General features: G+C 41.2%; 18 protein-coding genes, 2 pseudogenes and 1 riboswitch. Of the genes and pseudogenes, 4 read left to right on the top strand and 16 right to left on the bottom strand.

Annotated elements, in window-relative coordinates; all coding sequences use genetic code 11:
- Nucleotides 1–341: pseudogene (locus N8L90_RS02425) on the bottom strand (helix-turn-helix domain-containing protein).
- An 854-nt stretch (nt 342–1,195) separates the two neighbouring features.
- On the opposite strand from N8L90_RS02425, the gene N8L90_RS02420 reads away from it, so the two are divergent.
- Both N8L90_RS02420 and N8L90_RS02415 read left to right on the top strand, forming a co-directional pair.
- Nucleotides 1,196–1,492 (top strand): cytoplasmic protein, encoded by a 297-nt coding sequence (locus N8L90_RS02420; RefSeq protein ID WP_261023983.1) that lies wholly within the window; start codon nt 1,196–1,198, stop codon nt 1,490–1,492.
- 48 nt (nt 1,493–1,540) lie between these two features.
- Nucleotides 1,541–1,654: pseudogene (locus N8L90_RS02415) on the top strand (integrase); the annotation flags it as partial.
- A gap of 98 nt (nt 1,655–1,752) precedes the next feature.
- Here N8L90_RS02415 and rpsI read toward each other — a convergent pair.
- From rpsI to N8L90_RS02340, 15 genes are all read right to left on the bottom strand, one after another.
- Nucleotides 1,753–2,145 carry a 30S ribosomal protein S9 gene (gene rpsI / locus N8L90_RS02410; RefSeq protein ID WP_000075964.1) on the bottom strand — a complete coding sequence of 131 codons (393 nt, stop codon included), beginning with the start codon at nt 2,143–2,145 and terminating at the stop codon, nt 1,753–1,755.
- 18 nt (nt 2,146–2,163) lie between these two features.
- On the bottom strand, nt 2,164–2,610 hold the full coding sequence (rplM, locus tag N8L90_RS02405) for a 50S ribosomal protein L13 (protein ID WP_001044624.1): 447 nt from the start codon (nt 2,608–2,610) through the stop codon (nt 2,164–2,166).
- A 214-nt stretch (nt 2,611–2,824) separates the two neighbouring features.
- The gene (locus N8L90_RS02400) at nt 2,825–4,024 is read right to left on the bottom strand and encodes an ABC transporter permease (protein WP_045605024.1); all 1,200 of its coding nucleotides are present in this window, start codon (nt 4,022–4,024) and stop codon (nt 2,825–2,827) included.
- Nucleotides 4,021–4,914 carry an ABC transporter ATP-binding protein gene (locus N8L90_RS02395; protein ID WP_261023982.1) on the bottom strand — a complete coding sequence of 298 codons (894 nt, stop codon included), beginning with the start codon at nt 4,912–4,914 and terminating at the stop codon, nt 4,021–4,023. Before N8L90_RS02395 ends, N8L90_RS02400 begins: the two co-directional genes overlap by 4 nt.
- 234 nt (nt 4,915–5,148) lie before the next feature.
- Complete coding sequence (gene pheT / locus N8L90_RS02390) at nt 5,149–7,554, bottom strand: phenylalanine--tRNA ligase subunit beta (protein WP_261023981.1); 2,406 nt, start codon at nt 7,552–7,554, stop codon at nt 5,149–5,151.
- A gap of 76 nt (nt 7,555–7,630) precedes the next feature.
- Nucleotides 7,631–8,140, bottom strand: a complete 510-nt coding sequence (locus N8L90_RS02385) for a GNAT family N-acetyltransferase (protein WP_261023980.1) — start codon at nt 8,138–8,140, stop codon at nt 7,631–7,633.
- Nucleotides 8,140–9,186: a phenylalanine--tRNA ligase subunit alpha gene (gene pheS / locus N8L90_RS02380; protein WP_261023979.1), complete on the bottom strand. Its 1,047-nt coding sequence runs from the start codon at nt 9,184–9,186 to the stop codon at nt 8,140–8,142. The genes N8L90_RS02385 and pheS overlap by 1 nt, the downstream gene beginning before the upstream one ends.
- Nucleotides 9,187–9,497: 311 nt before the next feature.
- Nucleotides 9,498–9,917 (bottom strand): chromosome partitioning protein ParB, encoded by a 420-nt coding sequence (locus tag N8L90_RS02375; protein WP_261023978.1) that lies wholly within the window; start codon nt 9,915–9,917, stop codon nt 9,498–9,500.
- A 27-nt stretch (nt 9,918–9,944) separates the two neighbouring features.
- On the bottom strand, nt 9,945–10,595 hold the full coding sequence (locus N8L90_RS02370; protein WP_238393781.1) for a phosphatase PAP2 family protein: 651 nt from the start codon (nt 10,593–10,595) through the stop codon (nt 9,945–9,947).
- Entirely contained in the window at nt 10,585–11,148 is a 564-nt protein-coding gene (locus N8L90_RS02365; RefSeq protein WP_203175541.1) for an ECF transporter S component, read from the bottom strand. Before N8L90_RS02365 ends, N8L90_RS02370 begins: the two co-directional genes overlap by 11 nt.
- 163 nt (nt 11,149–11,311) lie before the next feature.
- Nucleotides 11,312–11,530: riboswitch (FMN riboswitch) on the bottom strand.
- Between the two features lie 59 nt (nt 11,531–11,589).
- Nucleotides 11,590–12,093 carry a tRNA (cytidine(34)-2'-O)-methyltransferase gene (locus N8L90_RS02360; RefSeq protein WP_173303135.1) on the bottom strand — a complete coding sequence of 168 codons (504 nt, stop codon included), beginning with the start codon at nt 12,091–12,093 and terminating at the stop codon, nt 11,590–11,592.
- Between the two features lie 192 nt (nt 12,094–12,285).
- On the bottom strand, nt 12,286–13,116 hold the full coding sequence (locus N8L90_RS02355) for an energy-coupling factor transporter transmembrane component T family protein (protein WP_261023977.1): 831 nt from the start codon (nt 13,114–13,116) through the stop codon (nt 12,286–12,288).
- Nucleotides 13,101–14,783 (bottom strand): ABC transporter ATP-binding protein, encoded by a 1,683-nt coding sequence (locus N8L90_RS02350; protein ID WP_261023976.1) that lies wholly within the window; start codon nt 14,781–14,783, stop codon nt 13,101–13,103. Before N8L90_RS02350 ends, N8L90_RS02355 begins: the two co-directional genes overlap by 16 nt.
- A gap of 168 nt (nt 14,784–14,951) precedes the next feature.
- A complete protein-coding gene (locus N8L90_RS02345; protein ID WP_261023975.1) occupies nt 14,952–15,500 on the bottom strand; it encodes an ECF-type riboflavin transporter substrate-binding protein in 549 nt (182 codons plus the stop codon).
- A gap of 18 nt (nt 15,501–15,518) precedes the next feature.
- Complete coding sequence (locus N8L90_RS02340; RefSeq protein ID WP_031227981.1) at nt 15,519–16,367, bottom strand: SAM hydrolase/SAM-dependent halogenase family protein; 849 nt, start codon at nt 16,365–16,367, stop codon at nt 15,519–15,521.
- Between the two features lie 188 nt (nt 16,368–16,555).
- Here N8L90_RS02340 and trkA point away from each other — a divergent pair, with 188 nt between their 5' ends.
- Both trkA and N8L90_RS02330 read left to right on the top strand, forming a co-directional pair.
- Nucleotides 16,556–17,905, top strand: coding sequence for a Trk system potassium transporter TrkA (gene trkA, locus N8L90_RS02335; RefSeq protein ID WP_000691701.1), 1,350 nt, complete (start codon nt 16,556–16,558; stop codon nt 17,903–17,905).
- A 3-nt stretch (nt 17,906–17,908) separates the two neighbouring features.
- The gene (locus tag N8L90_RS02330; protein WP_261023974.1) at nt 17,909–19,348 is read left to right on the top strand and encodes a TrkH family potassium uptake protein; all 1,440 of its coding nucleotides are present in this window, start codon (nt 17,909–17,911) and stop codon (nt 19,346–19,348) included.

Below are 19,348 nucleotides of genomic sequence, written 5' to 3'. Positions count from 1 at the left end.
CTAGTTCCCTTTCTTAAATGTTTTCTTTCTTTCCTCCATAAACTCAATCAACTCTTTTTTGAATACTTTTTTTCTTCTTCAGTCAGTCCTTTTGAGTTCATACGGAAAAGCAATTCAATATTATCTAATTCATCTGATTTTTCTTCTGAATTTCCAACTAAATAATCAATTGACACATTTAAAACTTGTGCTATCTTAACGAGATTTTTTTGGGTTGGTTTTTTATTACCTCTCTCCCAGTCTGCATAGGAAGATTGTCCTATCCCTAATCGTTTTGCGAGTTCAACCTGAGTTAAGTGAGCTTGTTTTCGTAATTCTTTTAAACGTACTGAAAACGCCATAGTTATTCCTCTTCAAATTTTTATAAAAAATTTCAAAAACTTCTTGACTTTTATCGCTAATGGCGATAAAAAATAAATATAGCTATTAGCGATATTGAAAATCAAAATAATAATCCCTACCAATTGAGATCATTGACAATTAAATAAAAAGTGCGTCTGAGAACCAGAGGACTGATTGCCAAAACTACACTAAACTTCGTGCCTTTATTGTAAATGTTTTGGAAAGAAAAGTCAAGTCTGTTTATGGTTGAAGTGAAGATATAAAACATTTTTGTGGGCTTCCACGAATTTCGGACTTTCGCACTTTTCCGAATAGTAAAGTGAACTGGCTTCGCCAAAGGGCGTAAGATAACCCAATGGGTATGATAATGACTACCTATTGAGATTAGCTAGGAAAGCTATGGTAATTGATGCAAAGCACCTTGCTAAAAGTTGCCACCGTGAAGGAGAGTTCCTTCAACTAAATAACTTTTCTTTACTGCTGTCTATCTACCTCGATAGACTCACTCTAAAGCTACTATGTATTCTTTTTCTTAGTAGCTTTTTTACTTTTACAATAAAGGAGGAAACTATGACAAACTTTTTTCGCACTACATGTCAAAGACTTTACGATAATTACACATTTACTTATAGAATCTTCAGTTCATCTGATAAACTAATCGCACAACTATACACTCAAGCTTTGAATAACTTAGAGTCTTTAGCAAAGAAATCACTTGTTACAGGATTTTCTCATGCTGAAGTGGAATTCTATACTAGAATGTTTAAACGAAAACTTTTTACTCATTACTACTCAAGAGTGAAGCAATTTTATAGGCTTTCTTTTTATTTTAAAATCAAAAAGGAAAATACTTATGATCCCAGAAACACTAAAAATGAAACTAGAATTTATCGGCCCAGCTTACTATGAAAAATTGGGAAATACCCCACGTTTTATCTTTGGAAAAGAAGGTAAATATCAACGTCATATTTTAAACAGTGAAACACACGGTTCCTTCCATGTTATCACACCCGCTTCTACCACAGTCTTCCCAGAAGATGCTCTTGTAGAAGTTGTTAACCCTATCTTCCTATCAGATACTTCGCTGAATGGAAATTCTGTTGCACCTGCTCTCAACGTTTTTGCTGAGAAGCTAATACTCAAGAAATAATAAAATAAAGGAGAAAATAAAATAGCTAAAACTGGATTAAACTATGGAATCTATAAAGCTCTAACCCATAGTGATACTATTACAACTAAGACTTATGTCAACACTTCAAATGTCATTCCAATGGCTGTTGGAGAGATTTCCTATCGTAATCTTAAAAAGTAATGGTGTGAAAAGTGGTGTGAATTTTGCTAAAAATCATCAAAAAAACACCCCATGGTGTGAACCATGAAGTGTTGTAAATGCTGTATTGTAGCTTGTTCTTAACGTTTTGAGAACTGGCTAGCTTTACGAGCTTTCTTAAGACCTGGTTTCTTACGTTCAACTTTACGTGAGTCACGTGTAAGAAGTCCTGCGCGTTTCAATGAATCGCGGAAGTCTGGGTCTACTTGAAGAAGGGCACGAGCGATACCGTGACGGATAGCTCCTGATTGACCAGCGTATCCACCACCTACAACGTTAACGAAAACGTCGTATGAACCTGCAGTTGAAGTAACTGCGAATGGTTGGTTGATTACAAGACGAAGGTCAGCGTGTGGGATGTACTCTTCAACATCTTTTTTGTTAACAGTGATTTTACCAGTTCCTGGAACAAGGCGAACGCGTGCAACAGCGTTTTTACGACGTCCAGTACCTGCATATTGTGCTTGTGACATACTTTATTGTTCCTTTCCTTAGATAAGTCCTGAAATATCAAGAACTTCTGGTTGTTGTGCAGCGTGAGTGTGCTCAGCTCCAACAAATACTTTCAACTTCATACCTTGAGCGCGTCCAAGAGTATTGTGTGGAAGCATACCTTTAACTGATTTCTCGATCAAACGTACTGCATTTTTAGAACGAAGTTCACCTGCAGAGATTTGTTTCAATCCACCTGGGTGGTTTGAGTGAGTGTAGTAGATTTTATCAGTTGCTTTTTTACCAGTCAATTTAACTTTTTCAGCATTGATAACAATCACAAAGTCACCTGTATCAGTGTGTGGTGTAAATGTTGGTTTGTTTTTTCCGCGAAGTACGCTAGCAACTACTGCAGAAAGACGTCCAAGTGGTACATCAGTTGCGTCAACTACGTACCATTTACGTTCAACTTGGCCTGGTTTAGCCATAAATGTTGTTTTGTTCATGATTTCTCCTATATATAGTTCGATTTTTGTTTACGGTGATGGGTGTTCCTTCCCATCGAAAAGTATTTGGAAGGTTCCGGGGCCTTTCAAATGGGGTAAACAATACCGCCTACTATAATACCAAATTTCACCCCTAAAAGTCAATAGATATGAAAAATATTTTTCTGAATTCCACTCTTTTTATCTCTAAAAACCTCGCTTTCGCGAGGCTCTTCTATTTATAAGATAAGGCACGTCTAAAGGTTTTCCAAATCCCTAAATCATCCGTTTGAAGGACTAGGCTGGCATACATGCGTCCGATAAATCCTGTTGCTACCACTGCAAAAATCACTGTAATAGCAAGCGAAATCCATGCTTCTAACCCATTTGCATAACCATTAATAGCTCTAAACGGCATGAAGAAAGTCGAAATAAAGGGAATATATGAACCAATCTTCAAGATGAGATTGTCACCAGCTGCACCTAGAGCTGTCACTCCAAAAAAACCACCTATAATCAAAATCATCAAAGGCGACAAGGCTTTTCCTGCATCCTCAGGACGAGAAACCATAGAACCTAGGAAGGCTGCTAAAACAACGTACATAAAGAGGCTAACCAAGACAAACAATAAGGTGTTGAGCGAGAAAGCCTCTCCTATATGGTTTAAAATACCAGATTGTGCCAAGATTGGTAGGTCTTTAAAGAGAAGAATGGCAGCAAGTCCACCCACGACGTAAATGCCAATATGGGTCAAAATCACAAGAAGCAGAGCTAGCATGCGAGCGTAGAAATAATGACTAGCTCGGATACTAGAGAAGACCACCTCCATAATTTTGGTTCCTTTCTCGCTAGCCACTTCCTGAGCAGTGACACTAGCATAGGTAATCAAAATCATATAAAGGAAGAAACCAAGCCCTGCGGCCGCAAAGGTTTGAATCATTTTTTTATTTTCCTTGGATTCATCAATTTTCTCCGTAAAGTTAACTGTTTGTTCCAAGCGTTTTTCCTGTTCTTGTGACAAATTGGCTGCCGAACGATTGAGTTGGTATTGCAGTTCGTTGAGCTTATTGGTTACTGCTAGCTTGATGCCTGTTTCAAGAGAAGTTTCACCATGATAGACGGCCTTGAGGACACTGTCCTCTTGGTCAATGGTTAGGTATCCCTTGATTTTCTCATCTTTGATAGCAGCTTGGGCACTGACTTCATCCTGATAATCAAAATTGAGACCATTGCTACCCTTGAGCCCATCTTCCACAGATGGCACAGTTGTTACTACTGCTATCTTACTATTCTTGGCCATAGAAGACCCTTGGAGATAACCAATTCCTACAGATAAGGCTAAAAAGAGGAACGGCGAAATCACCATAAAGAAGAAACTCCACGATTTGACATGTCGAAGATAGGTTTCCTTGATTACAACCCACATATTTCTCATACTTCCACCCCTGATTCTAGTTTGAAGATTTCATCGATTGTTGGCGCTTGTTGGTCAAAGGTTGCGATATATTGCCCCTGAGTCAAGATTGGGAAGAGTTCCCTTCCAGCACTCTCATCCTCTAAGATCAATTTCCAACTGCCTTGCTTGGTCAAGCTCACCTGCTTGACATGAGGAAGTTTTTCCAATTCTTCCTTACTTCGTTCACTTGAAACAAAGAGACGCGTTTTCCCGTATTGATTGCGGACATCCTGTACCGGTCCATGCAAGACCACACGGCCATCTCGAATCATCAGAATATCGTCACAAAGCTCCTCGACGTTGGTCATGACATGGTCAGAGAAAATAATGGTTGCTCCTCGCTCTTTTTCCTGAAAAATGACTTGTTTGAGCAATTCTGTATTGACTGGGTCCAATCCACTGAAAGGCTCATCCAGGATAATCAAGTCTGGCTCATGAATCAGAGTAATGATGAGCTGAATCTTCTGCTGATTTCCTTTTGACAGACTCTTGATTTTATCTGTCAACTTTCCTTTGACTTCCAACCTCTTCATCCATTGAGGAAGTTTTTCCTTGACCTCCTTGGCATCCATGCCTTTTAGAGTCGCCAAGTAACGAACTTGTTCAAGGACTGTCAATTTAGGCATGAGACTGCGTTCTTCAGGTAGATAGCCAATCCGAGCATAGTTTTCCTGACGGATATCCTGACCATCCAGACTGATTTCTCCCTGATATTCTAAAAACTTCAAAATACTGTGGAAAATCGTTGTTTTCCCCGCACCATTTTTCCCGACTAGTCCCAAAATACGACCTGGTCGCGCTTGAAAGTCAATACCAAACAAAACTTGCTTGGGTCCAAAACTTTTCTCTAGATTTCTTACTTCTAGCATCTTTCACCTCCGAAATGTCTTGCACTCATTATACTCCTTTTTGATAGCCTTTACAATGATTTCTGTCCATTTTTATCATCCTCATTTTAGTAAAAAATCTTGGGGTACTTTGAGCTATGAGTACATTATACACTGGTAAACTCCGATTTATCTTCTCTGTTCCTCAACTGTCTATTTTTGATCCTGAATTGTTATTTGAAAAGAAAAATCCACCCCGGAGGATGGATTGATGAGTTAACGCACTTCTGCATTGACTTTTTCTTCAAGCGATGCTTGGATTTTTTCCATGTAGCGTGCTACTTCTTCGTCCGTTAAGCTATCTTCTGGATTTTGGAAAGTCAAGCTATAAGCCATCGACTTCATACCAAGTCCCAATTTTTCGCCTGAGAAGACGTCAAAGAGTTTGATATCTGTCAAACGTTTCACGCCGGCAGCTTGAATAGCATCTACAACTTCTTGATGAGTCACTTCTGCCTTGAGGAGAAGGGCAACGTCACGGCTGACTGCTGGGAATTTCGTGATTTCCACAAATGGAACAGCAGGTTGAAGCGCAGCTTCGATGGCTGAAAGGTTGAGCTCAGCCACATAAGTTTCTGGAATATCGTAGGCCTTAGCAGTTACTGGATGCACTTGACCGAGGAAACCAAGAACTTGGTCACCGAGTGAAATGACTGCTGTACGACCTGGATGAAGGCTTGCAATTTCAGCTGTAGCTGTATAGCTCACTTCTATTCCCAAGCGAGTAAATAATGCTTCTAGGATTCCTTTAGCATAGAAGAAATCAACTGGAACTGCTGCTGTTTGGAAATCTTTTTCTGCAACCAAGCCTGTCAAGGCAAAGGCAAAACTGTTGATTTCATTTGGAAGTTCTTCTTTTGGATTACCTGTTTGTTCAAAGACCTTTCCAATCTCATAAAGGGCCAAGTTTTTATTCTTACGAGCCACGTTGTAGGCAACGGTATCAAGGATACCAGAAATCATATTTTGACGGAGGACAGAACGGTCCACTGTCATTGGCCACATGAGTTCAGTAAGGTTACTTGGTTGAGCCGTAAACTCAACTGCTTTTTCAGGAGTTGTTAGAGCATAGGTGATGATTTCTGTCAAACCTGCTCCTTCAGCAATCGTACGAACTTGACGGCGGAGTTTTTGTGTAACTGTCAATTCACCAGCTGTACCATCGTCTTTTGGAAGGCTGGTTGGCAAGCGGTCATAACCATAGATACGAGCAATTTCTTCAAAGAGGTCTGCCTCAATAGTGATATCCCAGCGACGACGTGGGACGCTGACTGTAAAGCTGTCTGCATTTCCAGAAAGACCAAAGCCAAGACGACGGAAGACGTCTTCTACATCCGCGTAAGAAAGTTCTGTACCAAGGACACGGTTAACATCAGCAAGAGTTGAATAAACTTCCACATCAGAGGTATCAAGTTCACCCGCTGAAACGATGCCTTTACGCACCGTCGCACCAGAAAGTTCGGCAATCATACTAGCTGCCGCATCAAGTGCTTCATTAACTGTTGCCACATTGATACCTTTTTCAAAGCGAGAAGATGACTCAGAACGAAGGTTAAGACGACCGCTGGTCTTACGAATTGATTTGCCATTGAAAACAGCAGCTTCAAGAACAACACGAGTAGACTTTTCAGAGATTTCTGTTGCTTGACCACCCATAACACCTGCAAGGGCTACTGGCTTGTCTGCGACAGTGATGACTAGGTCATTTGTTTCCAAGTCACGTTCTTCACCATCCAAGGTCACTAATTTTTCACCAGCACGCGCTTCACGTACACGGATGTCACTCCCTTCAAAGGTATCCAAGTCAAAGGCGTGCATAGGTTGACCAAAGTAAAGCAAGATATAGTTGGTTACGTCTACCACGTTATTGATGGGACGGATGCCTTCGTTCATGAGAAGGTTTTGCAACCATTGTGGACTTGGTGCGATAGTCACATTGTCCAAGATACGAGCTGCATAGTAAGGCGCCTTGTCTGTCTCAATACCCACAGAAAGAGCATCTGCTGCAGCTTGGTCAGTTTCTGAAAGAGTAAATTCTTTAAAGTTGACTGCCTTATCATAGATAGCTGCTACTTCGTGAGCCACCCCACGCATAGAAAGGGCATCCGCACGGTTGGGTGTGATGGAAAGTTCGATAATTTCATCATCCAAGTCTAGGTAAGAAAAGACTTCCTCACCTGGAACGGCATCTTCAGGTAAAATTTGGATGCCATCTGCGAATTCCTTTGGTACAACAGAGTCAGAAATACCCAATTCACCAAGTGAACAGATCATCCCAAGTGACTCAAGACCGCGGATTTTCCCTTTTTTGATCTTGTAATTGTCAGCGATGCGAGCTCCTGGAAGAGCCACCATAACCTTGATACCAGCACGCACATTTGGGGCACCACAGACGATTTGACGGGCTTCTTCTTCGCCAACGTTAACCTGACAAACATGGAGGTGAGTTTCTGGCACATCTTCGCAAGACAAGACCTCACCGACGACAATTTTTGAGAGACCAGCAGCCGGTGATTCGACACCTTCTACCTCGATCCCTGTGGTTGACATTTTTTCAGCCAACTCTTGTGATGGCACATCAATGTCCACCAATTCTTTTAACCATTTATAAGATACAAGCATAATTTAGTTCTCCAGAATGACAGTTGCCACTCTAGTTCTTTTCCTTTCCTATCATTTCAATAGAAGAATCATCTTCTTACCTTAATTTCTTTCTCAGTAACCAATCCGTATCTACTTTTTGACCAACCATAAAATGATGTTGGCTAAATTTTTCAAAACCATATCGATTATAAAATGCTTGAGCTTTTGTATTATGCTCCCAAACACCTAGCCAAGCCCAAGAAAAACTATTTTTGGTAGCAAGTTCAAGAGCGAATTCAAACAGTTGCTTACCTAGTCCAAATCCTTGGAATTTTTGTAGCACATAGAGGCGTTGAATTTCAAAAGCATCCTCTAATTCTCTCTCAGTCTGAGCACTTCCCCAGTTGACTTTGAGAAAACCAGCTATCTCCTCTTCATGCATAATGAAATAGGTTTCGGATTCTGGATTTTCCAACTCAGTTGACAAAACTCTCAGACTATAAGCCTCTTCAAAGTATTCCTGTAACTGCTCTTCTGTATTATCATGAGCAAATGTTTCACGAAAGGTTTGTTTGGCAATTTTTGCCAACAACTCAACATCTGCCATTTCTACTTTTCTAATCATTATTTAAACTGTTCTGAGAAGCGGACATCTCCTTGGTAGAATCCACGGATATCGTTGATTCCGTAACGGAGCATAGCTACACGCTCTTGTCCAAGACCAAAGGCAAATCCAGAGTAAATAGTCGCATCGATACCACTCATTTCAAGGACACGTGGGTGAACCATACCGGCACCCATAATTTCGATCCAACCTGTTTTTTTACATACATTACAGCCTTCTCCACCACACTTGAAGCAAGAAACATCCACCTCAACAGATGGCTCTGTGAATGGGAAATACGATGGACGCAGACGGATCTGACGCTCTTCACCGAACATCTTTTGGACAATCAACTGAAGCGTTCCTTGAAGGTCTGCCATAGAGATGTTTTTCCCAACTACCAAGCCTTCAATTTGGTGGAACTGGTGACTGTGGGTCGCATCGTCTGTATCACGACGGAACACACGCCCTGGTGAGATCATCTTCAAAGGACCTTTAGAGAAATCATGGGCATCCATAGCACGCGCTTGAACTGGAGACGTGTGGGTACGGAGCAAGATTTCTTCAGTGATATAGAAAGTATCCTGCATATCACGAGCTGGGTGGTCTTTTGGAAGGTTCATACGTTCAAAGTTATAGTAGTCTTGCTCTACTTCAAAACCATCTACGACTTGATACCCCATACCGATGAAAATATCTTCGATTTCTTCACTGGTTTGTGTGAGGACATGACGGTGACCAGTCGCAACAGGACGACCTGGAAGTGTCACATCAATGCTCTCGCTAGCAAGTTGAGCAGCGACTTTCTTTTCTTCCAATAGTTTAGCTGTTTCTTCAAAAGCAGCTGTCAAGACATCACGAGCTTCATTGACGTGTTTCCCGATGATTGGACGCATCTCAGCAGAGACATCTTTCATCCCTTTGAGGATTTCAGTGAGCGAACCCTTTTTACCAAGGACAGAGACACGCAAATCTTGCATCTCTTTTTTATTTTCAGCAGAAATCTGCTTCAAGCTAGCCAGCGTTTCTTCACGAAGCGCTTTTAATTGTTCTTCAATAGTTGACATAATTCCTCCATCAGTCTCTCGTAGATAAAAAGAAAACCACATGCCAAAAACTCCACTCGGAGCGTTGACACGCGGTACCATCCGTTTTTATCTGACAAGTCAGACCTTCATTTCTAAATCCATGCGCAAGTGAATTCACCCAGCTTTCATATAGAGAGCTTGCAGTCACGGCTCTCCTCCCTGATATACTTCCCTTGAGTTACTAGTCTTGCAGATTTCTATTCAATTACTACTTAGTTTATCAGATTTTTAGTTAAAAAACAAGTTAGATTAGACTAATTTCAATATAAAAAGGAACAAGACAAAATGCACTACCTATTTGTAGGGCCTGTTTCATCTGCTTTCCTTTTCAATAAGAGAGTTGCTGCTTGATTAAAACCATCACACCAGTTATACCATTTCGCTTCATACTCATCTTGAGGCAAGATATGATTTTTCAAATCCAGAACAGAGTAGATTTTTCTTTCTTCGCAGGCTTGCGCATAGAGATGATATAGTTCATCACCACCATCTCTATCCCACTCAGCAGAAATCGTATCTTGACCTGCTAATAAAGCCTGATAAGCCCTGTGATGCCCGTCTGTAATCAGCAAGCAATCTCCAAAGGCAAGAATACTGATTGGATCGACTTGGATTGTTTCTGCCGACTGGTAAAGCATCTGAATATCTTGCAACTTCTTTTCTGATAAGTATAGTTGAGTCGGATGAAGATCTGCTATACTGACTTTCATTTCTTTCTCCTCAAAGGAATTTGATACTCACTTCTGCTTACCTTTGAATCGCCATTGGAAGCGGAGTTTGTCATAGAAGGGAAACTCGATAAACAGGACTCCCAAGCCCACACAGAGACTAGCAAGGACATCTGATGGATAGTGAACTCCCAGATAGACCCTTGATACCAACACACTGACTAAGTAAAGGCCAAGGACGATTTGTACGATTTTTCTCCAGACTGGATTTTTAATCCGTTGACTGAGAATGACAATCAGAGAGCCGACCATCAAGGTTACAGCCAGAGAATGGCCGCTTGGGAAGGAAAATCCCTTCTCCTCAACCAAGTGTAAAATAGCTGGTCGTGGCCGCTGGTAGATATTTTTAAAGGTCACGATTAAAAGACCTGCCAAAGACAGATTTCCCAGCATTAAGAAACTTTCTATCTTCCATCGCTTACGATAAAAGATAAAAGCTGTAATGACAACCCAAGTGATAATCACTGGGATATCAATCAGGCGTGTGATGGCCCTGAAAAGAATAGTCAAGTAAGCTGGCAAGTCTCCTCGAACGGCAGTCTGTATCGGTTGGTCAAAACCGACCAGCGTTTCAGGGTAAAATTTGACCATGTAGCCAAGAATAACGAAAAGTAAAAGGGCAAAACTGCCCTTCATTAAAAATGTTTGTTTATCTCTCATAATATTTTAAGGTTGGTTTCAAAAGGACGTACAACAACCAGAATGAAACGGAAAAGATTACACCCTCAATCAAGTTAAAAGGTAATACCATGGTCATTAGGTAGTTGGAAAGTCCCAAAATTTTTCCAATATCAAAGTTAGCAAACTTAGCGTACAAAGGAACAGCGTAAACATAGTTGAGAACCAACATAGCCACGGTCAAGCCAATAGTTCCAGCTAGAGAGCCTAGTAGGAAACGAAGGGTTGTCCGTTCCTTTTTCCAAATCAAAGCAAATACGATGACAAAAACTCCCAAAGCTACGATATTCATCGGCAAACCAATGTAAGTATTCACTCCTTGACTATTAAGAAGCAATTTCAAGAGTGAGCGAAGCAAGAGAATTCCTAGAGCAGCAGGCAAATCCATGACCACCAAGCCCACAAGGACTGGCAAGATACTAAATTCGATCTTGAGGAAGGACGCCGCTGGCAAAAGCGGAAAGTCAAAGTACATCAGCACAAATGAGATAGCTGATAAAATCGCAATGGTCGAAAGTCGACGTGTGTTTGTCATAACAGGTTCCTCCAATTTTCTATAAAATCAGAAGAAGTTAGAAAGGATTCCTCTATCTATTCTCACTTTTTATATCCCAAAAGTTCCCTCTTACTCTATTAAGGAAACCCAAGCAAGCGGTTACAATTTGGTTATAAATCTATCAGAACAGACAAAGCTATTCTTTCGTCTTCTCCCATCCAGACTATACTGTCGGTTGTGGAATCTCACCACATCAGCTTGCGCTCGCGGACTTATTTGGCTAAGATATTTTAGATTTATCTAGGCGTCGCAGTCGAAGATAATACTTAAAGTATATCGAGACAAGACAACGACGAGAAAGCTAAAATAGCTAGTCAAATTTACCGCCGGTCGGGAATCACACCCTGCCCTGAAGACTCTTTTATCATAACAAAAAACGCTTGCAAGCGCAAGCATTTTGTTCATTTTCATTTTCATTTTTTATTTCAATTTATCCACTTCATAGGTATGAACAAGCTCAAGACCTGCAAAGTTCTGCTGGCGAAGAGCCTCATAGACAATCATGCAGACGGTATTAGACACATTGAGACTGCGGACATGTTCATCATTCATAGGAATACGGAGAGCCTTTTCAGGATGTTCTCGCATAAAGTCCTCAGGCAAGCCCTTGTCTTCACGTCCAAAGAGAAAATAATAGTCTTCATCAGTCGATAAATCCACCTCAGAATAGACTTTTTCCGCGAATTTCGAAATCAGATAGAGTTTGCCCTTCATCTGAGACATGAAATCTTCTAAACTCTCGTAAAAATAAATCTCTAGCTTATCCCAATAATCCAATCCAGCTCGCTTCATCTTGCGGTCGTCAATAGGAAAGCCCATTGGCTTGATGATGTGGAGGGGAGAATTGGTCGCAGCGCAAGTACGCGCGATATTGCCTGTATTTTGTGGAATTTGTGGTTCAAATAATACAATGTGATTTGTCATGACTTGCTTCCTTTTACCATTGCAAAAAAATAGCCACACTGCCCGGAGTCAAGCTCAGCAAACAGCGTGGTTAAGGCATCGTTAACTTACCTCACAACAGGTTTGAAGTAAATCAGCGAAACTACTTTCTTAGTATAACACTTTCAGAATCATTGTCAATAGAAACGACTTGATTTTTTCAATTTTTTCAAGCTATTTCCAAGGGTTGTAAAATCGTCCCTGATTCTGCAAGATAAGTAGTAAACTAGCTACTAAAAACAAGGCTGCCAAGACCAAGGTAAGATAGTCTCCTTTTTTCAAGGCCTGATAACTATACCAAGTGCGTTTTTTCTCTTTCCCAAAGCGGCGAAGCTCCATGGCGGTCGCGATGGTATCAATGCGTTCTAACGAGCTAAAAATCAAGGGAGTAATGATGCGCAGATTTCCTTTGATTCGTTGCATGAGAGAAGCTTTCTTGGATAATTCCATCCCACGCGCCTCCTGAGACATCTTGATAGTAAAGAATTCTTCCTGCAAATCTGGAATATAGCGCAAGGTCAGACTGACAGAATAGGCAATTTTGTAAGATACCCCAATTTGATTAAGGCTAGAAGCAAACTGACTAGGATGAGTGGTCATTAAAAAAATAATTGCTAAAGGAATGGTGCATATATACTTAATAATTAAATTCAACAAGTAAAAGAGTTCTTGGCTCGTTATCGTGTAGCTACCGATTCCCTGCCAAATCACACTTCTCTCTCCGTAAAGTCCAACCCCATATTCAGGAGAAAAGAGATAGACCATCAAGACATTTAAAACGGCAAATACCGTCGCAAAAACGGCTACAAAGGAAACATCTTTGAAATGGATTTCTGACAAATAGAGGAGAAAGACCGAAAAAATAGCAATCAAAACAAGCAGTCTGGTATCATAGCTAATCATGGCCGCCAATGACACGAGAATGAAAAAGAGAAGTTTCCCAGCTCCTGACAAGCGATGAATCACAGTATCTCTATGCTGGTAACCAATTAATTTAGCTTGCATCCTTCTCTCCTTTCTTTGTAAAATGCCGTTAAAGCAAGTGGATCCACGTCTAGTTTATTGGCCAAGTTGAAGATTGAAGTTTCTTTTAGGTTGGCTTTTATTAACAGCTCAGGATTGCTCAAAAGACTGGCTGGATCGGTATCGGCAATCAGTTCCCCATCCACCATGACAAGGGCTCGGTCTGAATAATCCAGCATCAATTGCATATCATGGGTAATCATGACAATCGTATGCCCTTGTTGATGCAGTTCTTCAAGAAATTCCATAATCTCAGTATAGTTCTTCTGGTCTTGACCTGCAGTTGGTTCATCTAAGAGGATAATTTCAGCCCCCAAGACCAAAATTGAAGCAATGGTGACACGTTTTTTCTGACCAAATGACAGGGCAGAAATAGGCCAATTACGGAATTCATAGAGACCACAGATTTTCAAGGTTTCATAGACTCTCGTTTCAATTTCCTGCTCGTCCACACCTCTCAAACGTAGTCCCAGAGCCACCTCATCAAAAATCATATTGGTTGAAATCATTTGATTGGGATTTTGCAGCACATAGCCTACTCGTTCCGCCCTCTCTGCAACAGAATCTTCTTTGATATCCTGCCCTTCCCACAGATAGCGACCTTCCGTCTGAATAAAGCTACTTAAGGCCTTGGCTAGGGTTGATTTCCCAGCCCCATTTTTCCCGACAATGGCAATCTTTTCACCCTTTTTAATATCCAAATGTAGGGACTTTAAAATCGGTCTATCATCATAAGAAAACGACACATCCTCTAGTCTAAAGAGTGACTGCAATTCTGGGGTTTCTTTTACCAGTTCCGTCCGCAACTGAATCTGGCCTTTTGAGATAGACAAGTTATCCAGATTTGCTAATTGTTCTTCCTTGGCTAAATCCACACCCAATTGACGGAGAGTGGTTAGATAAAGGGGTTCTCGAATTCCATTTTGGGTCAATAAATCAGTCGCCAGTAGCTGGTCAGGGCTCCCATTAAAGAGAATACGACCATCATTGATCAAGACAATCCGATCCACAGGGCGATGCAGAACATCCTCCAAACGATGCTCAATAATAAGTGTCGTCGTTCCCTCTTCCTTATGAATCTGGTCAATCAATTCGATAATATCCTGACCTGACTTGGGATCCAGATTGGCGAGTGGCTCATCAAACAAGAGAATCGGACTTTCATCAATCAAGACACCAGCCAGACTGACCCGCTGCTTTTGTCCACCTGACAAATCCTGAGGCCGCTGAGCTAGTAAAGGGAGAAGATCCAGCTTTTCAGCCCATTTATGAACACGATTTTTCATCTCATCTAGAGCTGTCACATCATTTTCCAGAGCAAAAGCCAAATCCTCTGCCACGGACAGACCGATAAACTGCCCATCTGTATCCTGCAAAACTGTACTGACCAGATGAGATTTATCGTAGATGCTCATATCAAAGGCTGCTTGCCCCTTGATCAAAAATTCTCCAGACATCTGACCCTTGTAAATATTGGGAATAATCCCATTCAAACATTGACCCAAGGTAGACTTACCTGACCCAGATGGTCCAACAATTAAGACTTTCTCTCCCTTGTGAATGGTCAAGTCCACCCCTTGCAAGGTCGGTTCTTGTTGTGTTTCATACCGGAAAGAGAAATCCTTCCACTCAATTATAGCTTCTTTCATCTTACTCTCTTCATTCGCTTCTTAGACTTCTATTTTATCATAAATCAAGCCCTTCTTGCAGTCTCTTCTCTTAAAATCTTAGCACCAAAAAGATTCCTATCCCAGCTTACTTGCCTAACTAATCTATAAACATCGAAAAAGACTGGTTGCCCAGCCTTCCCCATCATTTTAGTCCTTTTTCAAACTTCCTGCACGAGTTTGAGTTCCTGCATAGGCAATCAAGAGAAGAGTTCCTGCAATAGCTACAGATACACCATTAGCAATTCCCGCAACAATCCCTTGGGCAAATACTTTTTCTGCCGCTTCTTGATAAATCACAACATCTCCAAGTGGTGCCAAGACACCCCAAACAAGAGCATTTGCAAGTAGTTGAATGAGGTTAAAAATAAGAATATCTTTCCATTCAAAGACACCATTGATCACACGAACGTACTTTCTAAAAAGTCCCACAGCTAGACCAAAGAGCCCACTAGCGATAATCCAAGTCCACCACAGACCGTAACCAGCAAGAGAGTCCTTGATTGCATGACCAATCAACCCGACAAGCAAACCGATAATCGGTCCAAAAATAATAGAAAGTAGCGCTTGTACCGCATACTGAAGCTGGATGCTTGTATTTGGAACAGGGGTCGGAATGTTGATCATCCCGATGACGACAAAGAGGGCCGCGCCAATTCCGACAGCAACAACTTGTTTAATTGTAAATTTGATTTCCATACTATTTATTCTCCTATTTTATCCTTCTATTTTCTTTATTTCAATGGTCCAAGATGAACCGACACCCACATTGTAAGCTTTGGCAAAGGAACCTTGGTTAATTGCTAGACCTAAACGATAGAGAGAGTTGATGTAAAGGATGGGTTGCCCAATTCTCACATCCGCAAATGATTTGCCATAGACAACCTGATTTTGATAGACCAGCATATCTGCATGATAGATAGTCACTTCAAAACGGTCACCGAATGCTGGTTCCAGCTTGTAAAACTCTTCTCGCGTGATAGAGGTCCAAAGCGAACCAAAACGCACATCCAGAATATCAATAGCTCCCTTCACCAGATGATCTTCAATGATGGTCTCTACGACTGGAAGCTCCACAATCTGATCCACACTGAGCTCTGGCCCCACTTCCTCAAAACTAATGTGACCACTAGCCAGTTTAGCACCAGTATAGGCATAGACATCACGACCGTGGAAGGTATAAGAATGCTCTGTATTTTGACGTCTATTGGCCACTTCAGAAATTTCACGAATGGCTACAATACCAACGTGTTTCTTGATAAAAGAAAGCGTCCCATTATCTGGTGTGACAATGTATTGGTTTTTTGCAGTCTTGGCAACTACACTCTTACGTTTCGAGCCGACACCTGGATCGACAACCGATACAAACGTCGTTCCCTCAGGCCAGTAATCCACCGTCTGAAAGAGACGATAGCTCCCCTCAAAAATATTATAAGGCGTGATATCGTGCGTCAAATGATGAATTTTTAAGGTTGGAGACTCTTCTAAAGCCACTCCAATCATAGCCGATACCGCACCATCAACCAGACCAAAGTCTGATTGTAATACCAGTAAATTATTATTCATTTTATCTCCTTGTATATCCTTTATCATACCATATTTTCTAGAAAGGTGCTAATAGCTATTTCAATTGATGAGGGTATAGTTTTACCTTATAGCAAATTTCCTACTAAAAACTCTGGTTATTAGCTAGTAGGTGCATTTTTTCTTGAAAAAAGGTATGATAGTTACATCATGAAAAAGTAGGTTTTATTATGAAAATTATCCTTGTCGGAGGGGGAAAAGTTGGTTCTGCCCTCTGTCGCTCCTTGGTTGCAGAAAAGCACGATGTTTTGCTGATTGAGCAAGACGAAGCTGTCCTCAATCATATTGTCAATCGCTTTGATATCATGGGTATCCTTGGTAACGGGGCCGATTTTACCATCCTTGAGCAAGCCAGTGTCCAGGATTGTGATATCTTTATCGCCTTGACTGAATATGATGAAGTGAACATGATTGCAGCCGTTCTAGCCAAAAAAATGGGAGCTAAAGAGACCATCGTTCGGGTGCGGAACCCTGAATATTCTAACTCTTATTTCAAGGAAAAGAATATTCTCGGTTTTTCTCTTATCGTTAACCCTGAGCTCTTGGCTGCCCGCGCTATCGCGAATATCATTGACTTCCCCAACGCCCTATCTGTCGAACGTTTCTTTGGTGGACGGGTCAGCTTGATGGAATTCACTGTTAAATCCTCCAGTGGTCTTTGCCAAATGCCCATTTCTGATTTTCGGAAAAAATTTGGCAATGTCATTGTCTGTGCGATAGAAAGAGATCATCAAATTATCATCCCAAGTGGTGACATGACCATACAGGATAAAGATAGAATCTTTGTCACTGGTAACCGTGTTGATATGATGCTCTTCCATAATTATTTTAAATCTCGTGCCGTGAAGAGCCTTCTTATTGTTGGAGCTGGTAGAATTGCCTATTATCTACTAGGTATCCTCAAAGACAGTCGTATCGATACCAAGGTTATTGAAATCAATCCTGAAATCGCCAGCTTCTTTAGCGAGAAATTCCCAAATCTCTACATCGTTCAAGGAGATGGTACCGCAAAAGATATCCTGCTGGAAGAAAGTGCTCAAAACTATGATGCCGTTGCGACTCTAACAGGAGTCGATGAGGAAAATCTGATTACTTCTATGTTCCTTGACAGGGTAGGTGTACAGAAAAATATTACCAAGGTCAATCGTACCAGTCTCCTCGAGATCATCAATGCGCCTGATTTTTCAAGTATCATCACACCTAAAAGCATTGCCGTAGACACGATTATGCACTTTATTCGTGGTCGGGTTAATGCCCAGTATTCAGACCTTCAAGCCATGCACCATCTAGCCAATGGCCAAATCGAAACCCTGCAATTCCATATCAAGGAAGCTAATAAGATGACTGCCAAACCTCTTTCTCAACTGAAATTGAAAAAAGGGGTTCTTATTGCAGCTATCATTCGAAAGGGCAAGACTATTTTCCCAACTGGGGAGGATATGTTGGAAGTTGGAGACAAGCTCCTAGTAACAACTTTGTTGCCAAACATCACCAAGATTTATGACTTGATCGCGAGGTAAGAGATGAATAAAAGTATGATTCGTTACCTCCTTTCAAAGTTACTTTTGATTGAAGCTGTTCTCCTCTTGGTTCCTGTGGCTATCGCTGTCTATTACCACGAATCGAGCCAAGTCTTTACAGCTCTCTTTACAACAATTGGAATTCTCGTATTACTAGGCGGTTCAGGAATTTTACAAAAACCAAAAAATCAACGGATTTATGCCAAGGAGGGAGTCTTGATTGTTGCCCTCTGTTGGATCCTTTGGTCTTTCTTTGGCGGTCTCCCCTTTGTCTTTGCTAGACAAATTCCCAGCGTTATCGATGCCTTTTTTGAAATCAGTTCTGGCTTTACAACTACTGGAGCAACTATTCTGAACGACGTTTCGGTTCTCAGTCGTTCCCTCCTCTTCTGGCGCAGTTTTACCCACTTGATTGGAGGGATGGGGGTGCTTGTTTTTGCACTTGCTATTATGGACAATGCCAAGAATAGCCACCTAGAAGTGATGAAGGCTGAGGTTCCTGGCCCTGTTTTTGGCAAGGTTGTATCCAAACTCAAAAATACTGCCCAGATTCTCTACCTCCTTTATCTAGCCCTCTTTTCCCTTTTTGTGATTATCTACTATCTAGCCGGTATGCCTCTATTTGATAGTTTTGTCATCGCTATGGGGACAGCGGGTACCGGAGGATTTACCGTCTATAACGATGGAATCGCCCACTATGGTAGCTCACTGATTACCTATCTGGTTAGTATCGGGGTTTTGGTTTTTGGGGTAAATTTTAATCTCTACTACTACCTCATGCTCCGTCGCGTCAAGGCCTTCTTTGGTGACGAAGAACTTCGAGCTTACTTGGTCATTGTACTGCTTTCTACAGGCTTGATTAGCCTCAATACCCTCTATCTCTATCCAGGATTTTCCAAGAGCTTTGAAATGGCCTTCTTCCAAGTTTCCAATATCATTACGACGACTGGTTTTGGATATGGAGACATTACCAATTGGCCCCTCTTCTCCCAGTTTATCCTCCTCTTCCTCATGGGAATCGGTGGTTCTGCTGGTTCAACCGCAGGTGGACTCAAGGTTATTCGAGGCCTCATCCTTTCAAAAATTGCTAAAAATCAAATTTTGTCAATCCTATCACCCCACCGTGTTTTGACCCTCCATGTTAATAAAACGGTGATTGACAAAGATACCCAGCATAAGATTCTCAAGTACTTTGTCATCTATTCTATGATTCTGCTATCCCTTATCTTTATTGTCAGCCTAGATAGCAATGATTTTCTGGTTGTGACCAGTGCTGTCTTTAGCTGTTTCAATAATATAGGACCTATTCTAGGAACGACATCTAGTTTCTCCATATTTAGCCCTATCTCAAAAATCCTCCTCTCCTTTGCAATGATTGCAGGTCGCTTGGAAATTTACCCAATCCTACTTCTCTTTATGAAGAGAACTTGGTCTAAGAGATAA

The organism is Streptococcus mitis, assembly GCF_946190115.1.
In the GTDB taxonomy this organism is placed as follows: Bacteria; Bacillota; Bacilli; order Lactobacillales; family Streptococcaceae; genus Streptococcus; species Streptococcus mitis_CO.
Note: the sequence above shows the minus strand (reverse complement) of the source record. Positions and strands in the feature narration are given on the sequence as shown.

What these genes read in the sequence shown, in the direction of transcription:
- N8L90_RS02420 (WP_261023983.1), top strand. Translation starts at nt 1,196, where the DNA reads ATGATCCCAGAAACACTAAAAATGAAACTAGAATTTATCGGCCCAGCT.
- rpsI (WP_000075964.1), bottom strand. Translation starts at nt 2,145, where the DNA reads ATGTCACAAGCACAATATGCAGGTACTGGACGTCGTAAAAACGCTGTT.
- rplM (WP_001044624.1), bottom strand. Translation starts at nt 2,610, where the DNA reads ATGAACAAAACAACATTTATGGCTAAACCAGGCCAAGTTGAACGTAAA.
- N8L90_RS02400 (WP_045605024.1), bottom strand. Translation starts at nt 4,024, where the DNA reads ATGAGAAATATGTGGGTTGTAATCAAGGAAACCTATCTTCGACATGTC.
- N8L90_RS02395 (WP_261023982.1), bottom strand. Translation starts at nt 4,914, where the DNA reads ATGCTAGAAGTAAGAAATCTAGAGAAAAGTTTTGGACCCAAGCAAGTT.
- pheT (WP_261023981.1), bottom strand. Translation starts at nt 7,554, where the DNA reads ATGCTTGTATCTTATAAATGGTTAAAAGAATTGGTGGACATTGATGTG.
- N8L90_RS02385 (WP_261023980.1), bottom strand. Translation starts at nt 8,140, where the DNA reads ATGATTAGAAAAGTAGAAATGGCAGATGTTGAGTTGTTGGCAAAAATT.
- pheS (WP_261023979.1), bottom strand. Translation starts at nt 9,186, where the DNA reads ATGTCAACTATTGAAGAACAATTAAAAGCGCTTCGTGAAGAAACGCTG.
- N8L90_RS02375 (WP_261023978.1), bottom strand. Translation starts at nt 9,917, where the DNA reads ATGAAAGTCAGTATAGCAGATCTTCATCCGACTCAACTATACTTATCA.
- N8L90_RS02370 (WP_238393781.1), bottom strand. Translation starts at nt 10,595, where the DNA reads ATGAGAGATAAACAAACATTTTTAATGAAGGGCAGTTTTGCCCTTTTA.
- N8L90_RS02365 (WP_203175541.1), bottom strand. Translation starts at nt 11,148, where the DNA reads ATGACAAACACACGTCGACTTTCGACCATTGCGATTTTATCAGCTATC.
- N8L90_RS02360 (WP_173303135.1), bottom strand. Translation starts at nt 12,093, where the DNA reads ATGACAAATCACATTGTATTATTTGAACCACAAATTCCACAAAATACA.
- N8L90_RS02355 (WP_261023977.1), bottom strand. Translation starts at nt 13,116, where the DNA reads ATGCAAGCTAAATTAATTGGTTACCAGCATAGAGATACTGTGATTCAT.
- N8L90_RS02350 (WP_261023976.1), bottom strand. Translation starts at nt 14,783, where the DNA reads ATGAAAGAAGCTATAATTGAGTGGAAGGATTTCTCTTTCCGGTATGAA.
- N8L90_RS02345 (WP_261023975.1), bottom strand. Translation starts at nt 15,500, where the DNA reads ATGGAAATCAAATTTACAATTAAACAAGTTGTTGCTGTCGGAATTGGC.
- N8L90_RS02340 (WP_031227981.1), bottom strand. Translation starts at nt 16,367, where the DNA reads ATGAATAATAATTTACTGGTATTACAATCAGACTTTGGTCTGGTTGAT.
- trkA (WP_000691701.1), top strand. Translation starts at nt 16,556, where the DNA reads ATGAAAATTATCCTTGTCGGAGGGGGAAAAGTTGGTTCTGCCCTCTGT.
- N8L90_RS02330 (WP_261023974.1), top strand. Translation starts at nt 17,909, where the DNA reads ATGAATAAAAGTATGATTCGTTACCTCCTTTCAAAGTTACTTTTGATT.